Here is a 7,287-nt window from a genome sequence, read left to right as displayed (position 1 = left end):
GTCCTGGGCCGTGTAGGGGGGATCGAGTTGGGGTTCGCGGCTGTCCTGCCGCATTGTCATGCGGGTGCCGGTCCCGACCTCGACGACGAACTTGGCGTAGGTGAACGCGCCGGTGCCGGGTTGGGCCAGCAGGCTGCGCAGCGCGATCATCTGGTCGTACAGTTCGGCAGGCGCCACATTGTCGTAGGGCCGGTTGTCGTGGTAGGAACGGATCCAGCCGCTGTGGCGGTCGCCGACGGCCTGCACCACGGCCTGTAGGTAACTGGCCCGGTTCGCCCTCATCCACTCGACCAGCCTCTGGTACAGGGCCTTGACCTTCTCGTCCTTGGCATCAGGACCAAAACCCGGCACGGTCACACCAACACACCTTCTTTCTCTTCCCGGCCCAGGGCCGGGCCCTCCTCATCTTTGTGACAGTCCTGCATCACTGCCGACCCGTACCCGCGCCTACGCCTCATGCGGCAACGGCCTGCTCATGTCCATGCCCTCAGGCAGCACCGGCGACAGGTCCACACCGGCCTTCACGAACGGACGCAAGAGAACCTCAACAGCCCACGCAGGCAACCGGTCAGCAATACCCACGCTATACGGCGCAATGGACTTCGCACTAAGAGCTCCCCCGCGTGTATAACGATCAACAGTCTCATCATCATATTTCGGTACATGCCGATCACCCAGAGAAGACAACGCCTTTTCAACCGTGGCAGACATACTTATCTTGTGCCACTCCTTGAGGGCTTCACCATATTCATGCAAATCACGATTCTCGCGCGTCTCGCCAACCACGACCCATTGGTCGTGGGACATGGAATCCATCAGTTCAACGAACGCCTCGACCTCGCGGCCCCGCCGACCATATTTCTCCCATGGTTCGCGGACGCGTTTACCAGCCATGATTCATCACCGCGATCACTCATCGCCCGGAGAGTCGCCATCGTCGCCACGGGGCAGCGGGTGGCTTATGTCCATGCCCTCGGGCAACACCGACGACAGGTCCAAACCGGCCTTCACGAACGGGCGCAGGATCACCTCAACAGCCCACGCAGGCAGCTGGTCAGCGATACCCACGATATACGGCGCAATCGACTTGGCGTTACGAACCCCACCACGGGTATACCGGCCAACAATCTCATCATCATACTGGGGCTGGTAACGATCACCCAGAGAAGACAACGCCTTTACAACAGTGGCGGAAATGCTTATCTTCTTGCACTCCTGAAGAGCAGCCATGTATTCATCAAAAACGTTATTCTTCTCCGTCTCGCCAACAGTAACCCATTGGTCGTGGGACATGGCATCCATCAACCCAATAAAGGCTTCAACCTCGCGGCCGCGTCGGCCGTACTTCTCCCATGACTCGCGCGCTCGTTTACCGGCCATCACACATCACAGCTCACTCATCGCCCGGAGAGTCGCCATCGTCGCCGTGGGGTAGTGGGTGGCTTATGTCCATGCCTTCGGGCAGTACCGGCGACAGGTCGACACCGGCCTTCGTGAACGGACGCAGGAGGACCTCGACCGCCCACGCAGGCAACCTGTCGGCAATACCCACGATAAGCGGCGCAATGGACTTCGCATCACGGATCCCCCCGCGCGTATACCGGCCAACAGTCTCCTTGTCATACCGGGGTCGGTAACGATCACCCAGAGAAGACAACGCCTTTTTAACAGTGGCAGACATACTTATCTTCTTGCACTCCTGAAGGGCCTTAATGCTTTTATCGAGGTCGTTGTTCTTCTCTGCTTCACCCACCGCAACCCATTGATCATGGGACATGGCATCCATCAGCTCAACGAGAGCTTCAACCTCTCGACCCCTCCGGCCGTACTTCTCCCACGACTCACGGACACGTTTACCAGTCACCTCGTTTCCTCCTCCATCACGGCAGACCGGTGAAATTCGTCGTCTTGCCATTCACTAGAAACTCCGTATTCACCCGGACATCACCACGGTAAGCTTCTGGTATATCCTGGAAAGCATCACGCATGCGACGGTTGAAGTCTCCTACCGTATCGTGATTCGACCAGTGTCGGCCCATTTCTGAGTTCGCGGTGTTACCGGGGACGGTTTCAGTGCCGAAGCCGGTGAAGTTGTCCGGGTTGCCGCCGATGACCCGGTCGGGGCCGTGCAGGGCCTCATGATGCGACAGCATGTCCTTGGCCTGGGTCTTCGCCTGGTCGGCCGGCACGCCCTGCTGCTCAAGAGACTCAGCCAAGCTCCGCTCTGACTCACGACGGTACCGCGCCTTCTCCGAATCACCCCAGTTCTTGTCATCGGCCCGGGCATCCATGTTGTCCTCGCGGATGTCCTGGGTCAGGTCGTTCATCCCGTGTTCCTGGAAACCCGCCTGCCGGTAGGACTCCGCGGTCTCACGCATGGTGAAGTCCTCGGTCACCTTCTGGGTGGACCGCACCACACCCTTGTCATCAATGCTCACCACGCCCTTGTCGACAAGCTCCTGAATCTCAGGCGGAACATTCGCAGGATCATCAAGCTTGCCGTTGCGCGTCAACCCCGAGTCCGACAACCCCTTCGACGGGTCGACCGTGCCCTCGAAATCACGCCCACCACCAAGCCTGGGATCACCATAGGGCTCGAAACCACCATCAGGATACCGGTGCAAGAACGTGCCGTCCTCGAACAGCGTCGTGTACCCACCGTCAGGGGCAAGCTGAGTGACATGCGTCGTCCCATCGGCGTGCACCTTCGTGTACAGGCCATCACCGGCATCGGCAACTATCGTGCCGTCGAGTTGCCGCACGGTGGTGTCACCGTGCTGCACTGTCACGATGCCGTCGGCATCTCGGCTGATGCGCACAGGATCAGGGCCGCTGCTCTCGATCGACCAGCTGCCATCCTCGCCTCTGCGCACCGTCGTGCCCTCGGGGGCGTCGGTGAGTTCGCCGCGCTCGTTGACCGTGAAGTCCCCGTCGGCATGGTGCACCTGCAAACCCTCCGAGGAGGTCTTGATCGACGCCTCGCCATCAGCGACGGTGACGTGACCGTCGCTGCTCTTGGCGACGGTCTGGCCGCCATCGTGCGTGACCTCGACAGTGCCATCGGACATCTTTGCGTCGGGACGCTCAGGCCAGTCGGTCTTGTTGTCCCAGCCCGGCCGATCCTTCCCGGTCTCGTCCGCCAGCTTCTGCGCCTGCTCATCAGCCACCTCAGGGCGCGTCTCATCGCGCCTGGCAGGAGTGTCCTCTCGCGCGCCAGCATCGGTGTCCCGACCATGGGCATCCGCCTCACGGGAAGTACCGACCTCATCCCGCGCCGACCCGTCACGAGCGGCAGCATCAGCACTGGCATCGCCCTCACTATGGTCACCATGACGGCCTCCGCTCTCACCGGGGCGAGCCTCACCAACGTCAGCAGATCCATCCGGTTCGCCCCGGCGAGTCGGGAGCTCACCATCGCCGTGCGCCCCGCCACTAGAAGAACCAGCACCATCACCACGACCACCAGCAGCCTCCGGTCCCGCCTCGGGCACACCACCGTCGGCAGTCGTCCGCTTGGCCACTCCGGTCTCGGCGACTTCACTGACGTCCACCGGATTGCCGCCCTCAGCACGCCGAGGTGTCTCGGGGGAACCTCCAGGATTCTCCGCACCAGGACGCCCGGGTTGAGCGTCCGCAGTGATCTTGTTCGCCCCATCAGAATCAAGCCGCGGACCCTCACCGACAGAGGACGATCCGGTGGCCCCCGGGCGATCACCGGCCGAGCCACCACTGCCAGCCGAATCAGAGCCGCGCGCAGGAGTCCCCTCCCCAAGATCAGGTACTCCAGTTTTCGACGAGTTCCGCAAGCCAGGCCCACCGGTCGAGTCCCCGAGCCCGTCGAGCCCGCGCGTGGCCGAGGTGCCTCCGGCATCAGCCAGCGACGGGGCATCAACCTTGCCGACGTCAACACGGCCCAGGTCGAGACCAGAACCGTCCTTGACCGGAAGGCCATCGACCTTGCCCAGGTCATGCAGCACACTGTTCTCGATAGCGGTTGACGCCCGAGTTGCCAGGCTGACGCCCTCACCACCGTGAGCGGCCACATCAACCACCTTGACGCCGAATTCGCCGGCCGATTTCACAATGAAAGAACCACCAGGGACGATCATGTCCGCGATGGTCCCTACACCGCGCAGAGCCATGCTGCTGGCCTTCGCGGTGGTGCTCGCCCCCGCCCCGAGTTTCAGGACGCTGCCGGCATCGGCACCGGGGATGAACAAGGTGCCGATGTTCGTGGCCGAGGAGAACAATGCCCGCACGCCGTCCTTCTTCCAGGCCGCGAACGGGTCATCGGCCGTCAGGTCGATGTTCACCAGGCTCGTCACCGTGTTCGCCACAGTGAGTTCTTTCTCCTCTACGAATTGGGTGAAGGAGTTCTCGACGCCGGCAAGGCGCATTCCGCTGCTCACGAGGGAAAGCGGGGAGGCGACGACGACAAGCGACAGACCCAGGTTGCCAAGACCCGACCACGCCTGCCCAGCATGATCCCAGTCGCCCCACTGGCCGGTGCGCGGGTTGTAGCTGATGAGCGAGGCGCCGCCCTCGAGCAGGCCCTTGACGCCATCACCTATGCCCATCACTGCCGACTCGCCGCAGTTCTTCGGCTCGTACTCGGTCTTCTGACCCCAGGGCAGGTTGTCGAGCTGATCGAGCGCCTCGCCGGTGACATTGGTCGGCTGCTGCTCGAAGTTCTGGTCAGGTATCAGCCCGCGAAGGGTGTTCGCGCATTCGTTCTCGGCGTTGATGATCTTGGCGACTTGGTCGTTGATGCGGGCGAACAGCTGGGAATTCTCCTCGCAGAGCGTGGGAGAATCCCACCAATCCTTGTGCTCGGTCTTGGGGGTGTAGGTTGGCGTATAGGCGCCAGTACCGGCCGCGCCAACGGAATAAACACCGGGTGTGCAGACCGGGACGTCCACGCCCTTGAGCGCCTTCTCACGGAACTCAGCAACATCGGACCGGACTGCGTCGAGATCGGGTTTGATCTTCTCGAGAGCGTCGGCGAAGGTGTCCATCGCGTCGGCGGCGTCACTGAGGGCGGACTCCACGTCGTCGGCTGCGGTCGCTGCCGGGTCAAGCAGACTGTAGACCGTCGCCGACTCGGGCGCCTCGTAGACGCCCGCCGTCTTCAGGCCGGCCCAAGCCGTCGCCATGCCGTCCGTGCTGTCGCCGACCGAACTGCCCATGGCGCGCAGGTTCTCCGCCGCGCTTGTCACATAGCTCGTGTCAATCTTCGGGATCATCTCCGGGTCGACCAGAGCATCCGACATGCGAACCGCCTCCTACAGGGGTGAAGAGTGTTCAGGGGCTTGATGTGTGATGGTGTTCGCCCACGGATGTCGGGGCGAGACAACAGGGTCACGTGCCGAGCACGTTGTTCTGCTCGAAGAAGCTGAAATCGCCGCTCTGGGCTGCCGCGGACATTTCGGACTGGAAGGCGGCAGCCATCTCCTCGTTGCCCTGGTTGTAGGACACGGTCGCGCTCGCCACGCCGAGGATGCCGGCTTGCACGTGGTTACCAATTGTCGTGAGTTCGTCACTCAGCGAGCTGATGAGGTCCTTCACCGCCCCGGGCACCTCTCCGGTCACCGTGTTCACGGTGGCCGAGCCCTCGGTCGCCCCGCCTGTCAGGCAGTTCGACAGATCGGTGAACTTGTCCTCGCTCAGACCTGCCTGGAACTGGTCCGCATAGGTCGTCACGCTGTCCAGGACGGTCTTCACCTGCGCGCCGTTGATCATCCAGCTGCTCATCGTGTCACTTCCGTTCCATCACGCGTCCGCCCAGCCTGTGGGCCAGCTCGGCGCAGATCGCCCGACCTGCGCGAGAGCCGGCGTAGGGCAGAGCTATGTCGGTCCACACCTGCCAGGCCCGGGCGTCTTCGCAGGTCCACGCGGCCTCACGGGTCGCGATCAGGGGCCTGGGCGGCCACCAGGTGAGGATGCCGTCGTTGTTGTTGTCGCGGATCAGACAGGACCCGTCGACCAGTTCATGCAGGTCACCGCCGGGGATGACGGCAGTAGCGGCTGCCTCCCAGTCCTCCCGGGTCGGGGCGGTGCCGCTCAGCAGGACGAGTTCAACGGCCATTGCCGACCGCGCTTCCGTCCAGCCCGAGGGCATGGCTGAGGCCGGGCAGCCCGACGCTGCGGAGCACACCGCCGAGCTGCTGCCAGGGCGCGTCGTCGCCGGAGAAGGGCACGAGCACGGTCGGCAGCAGCGAGCGGCCGAGCCGGATGCCGCCGTGTCGGGTGACGATCTCGTCGACGTCGAGCCCGGACTCCTTGATCGCCCAAGGGCCCGCCATGATGCCGAGCGGGTACTCGGGGCGCCGTGCCCGCAGGTGCTGGTAACCGTCCGGGTCGTCGTCGATGAGGGTCGTCGTGGCCAGCACTGGGGTGAACGCCTCGTGTACCCGCTGCAGCACGGCCGTGGACAGGTCGACGGCCCGTTCGATAGCCTCGCCGTAGGGGCCGATAGGCACGGTGCCGCGCAGGTGCTCGCTCAGGCCGGAGGCGCCGCGCTCGTACTGAAGCGTCGCCACCGCGCCGGGTGCGGGCGCCGAGAGCCGGTAGATCGGCGAACTCGGCATGTGCCGGCGGGCGTCCATGGTGAGCGCCAGCTTGTCCCACGGGTGGTTGAGTGGCTCGGTGGAGCCCCACAGGTCGGGGGCCGGGGCTCCGAGCGCCGCGAAGACGAGCTCAGCCAGGGCGCCCACCCGCAGCTCCTCGGTGGCCCTGTGGTGCACCATGATGTCGAAGCCGACGGTGCCGGTCGCCCGCGGGTCGACGCCGGGCGTGTCGAGGCGGGGCAGGCGGCTCATGGCGATGGGGTCGTCGAGTTGCTCCAGCGCGTCCAGCTCGCGGCCGGTCAGGGCGTCCATCATGCGGCCGCCGGCGCGCATCGTGACCCACGAACCCCCTGAGGCCGCCATCTCGAAGCCGAGGAAACGACTCAGGGCGGCGTCCTCGTCGGTGACGAGGACGGGACGCAGCTGCTGCATGCTGGCGAGCAGCAGGAACTGCCCCAGCGCAGGACTCAGGTCGAGGCGCTTGCGGTAGCTGTGGTAGACCACCGCGTTCGTCGCGACCCCATCAATGACGGGCAGCTGGCCGAACCGCAGCGGCGCCTGCCCGCTTGTCACTGATGTACTCACAGGTGGACTGCGCTGGCGGCTCGTTGGAGGGCGGTCTGGGCGATCTGGTCGGACTGCTCCATCGAACCGATCAGCTGGGCGATGATCTGACGCACCTCATGCCCGGCCTTGTTCCAGTTGTCCTCCAACTGGTGCA

9 protein-coding genes are annotated in these 7,287 nt (G+C 64.1%); all 9 read right to left on the bottom strand.

Annotated elements, in window-relative coordinates:
- Positions 1–357 (bottom strand): hypothetical protein (locus tag D9T14_RS12925; RefSeq protein ID WP_147434130.1); only part of this gene is annotated, 357 nt, incomplete at its 3' end.
- A gap of 90 nt (positions 358–447) precedes the next feature.
- Positions 448–894, bottom strand: coding sequence for a hypothetical protein (locus D9T14_RS12920; protein WP_119162597.1), 447 nt, complete (start codon positions 892–894; stop codon positions 448–450).
- 15 nt (positions 895–909) lie between these two features.
- A complete protein-coding gene (locus D9T14_RS12915) occupies positions 910–1,380 on the bottom strand; it encodes a hypothetical protein (protein WP_119162596.1) in 471 nt (156 codons plus the stop codon).
- Positions 1,381–1,393: 13 nt separating this feature from the next.
- Positions 1,394–1,864: a hypothetical protein gene (locus D9T14_RS12910; RefSeq protein WP_119162595.1), complete on the bottom strand. Its 471-nt coding sequence runs from the start codon at positions 1,862–1,864 to the stop codon at positions 1,394–1,396.
- A gap of 16 nt (positions 1,865–1,880) precedes the next feature.
- Positions 1,881–5,270: a polymorphic toxin type 15 domain-containing protein gene (locus D9T14_RS12905; protein WP_119162594.1), complete on the bottom strand. Its 3,390-nt coding sequence runs from the start codon at positions 5,268–5,270 to the stop codon at positions 1,881–1,883.
- Between the two features lie 88 nt (positions 5,271–5,358).
- Positions 5,359–5,751 carry a DUF6507 family protein gene (locus tag D9T14_RS12900; protein ID WP_126464280.1) on the bottom strand — a complete coding sequence of 131 codons (393 nt, stop codon included), beginning with the start codon at positions 5,749–5,751 and terminating at the stop codon, positions 5,359–5,361.
- A gap of 4 nt (positions 5,752–5,755) precedes the next feature.
- Positions 5,756–6,085 (bottom strand): hypothetical protein, encoded by a 330-nt coding sequence (locus tag D9T14_RS12895; RefSeq protein WP_119162592.1) that lies wholly within the window; start codon positions 6,083–6,085, stop codon positions 5,756–5,758.
- Positions 6,075–7,139 (bottom strand): DUF6177 family protein, encoded by a 1,065-nt coding sequence (locus D9T14_RS12890; RefSeq protein ID WP_119162591.1) that lies wholly within the window; start codon positions 7,137–7,139, stop codon positions 6,075–6,077. The genes D9T14_RS12895 and D9T14_RS12890 overlap by 11 nt, the downstream gene beginning before the upstream one ends.
- A gap of 8 nt (positions 7,140–7,147) precedes the next feature.
- Positions 7,148–7,279 (bottom strand): hypothetical protein, encoded by a 132-nt coding sequence (locus D9T14_RS14580; protein ID WP_510749563.1) that lies wholly within the window; start codon positions 7,277–7,279, stop codon positions 7,148–7,150.
- Between the last annotated feature and the right edge of the window lie 8 nt (positions 7,280–7,287).

The sequence above is a fragment of the Propionibacterium australiense genome, assembly GCF_003666605.1.
GTDB lineage: Bacteria > Actinomycetota > Actinomycetes > Propionibacteriales > Propionibacteriaceae > Propionibacterium > Propionibacterium australiense.
The sequence above is the reverse complement of the archived record's forward strand: the minus strand, read 5'-3'. Positions and strand labels throughout refer to the sequence as shown.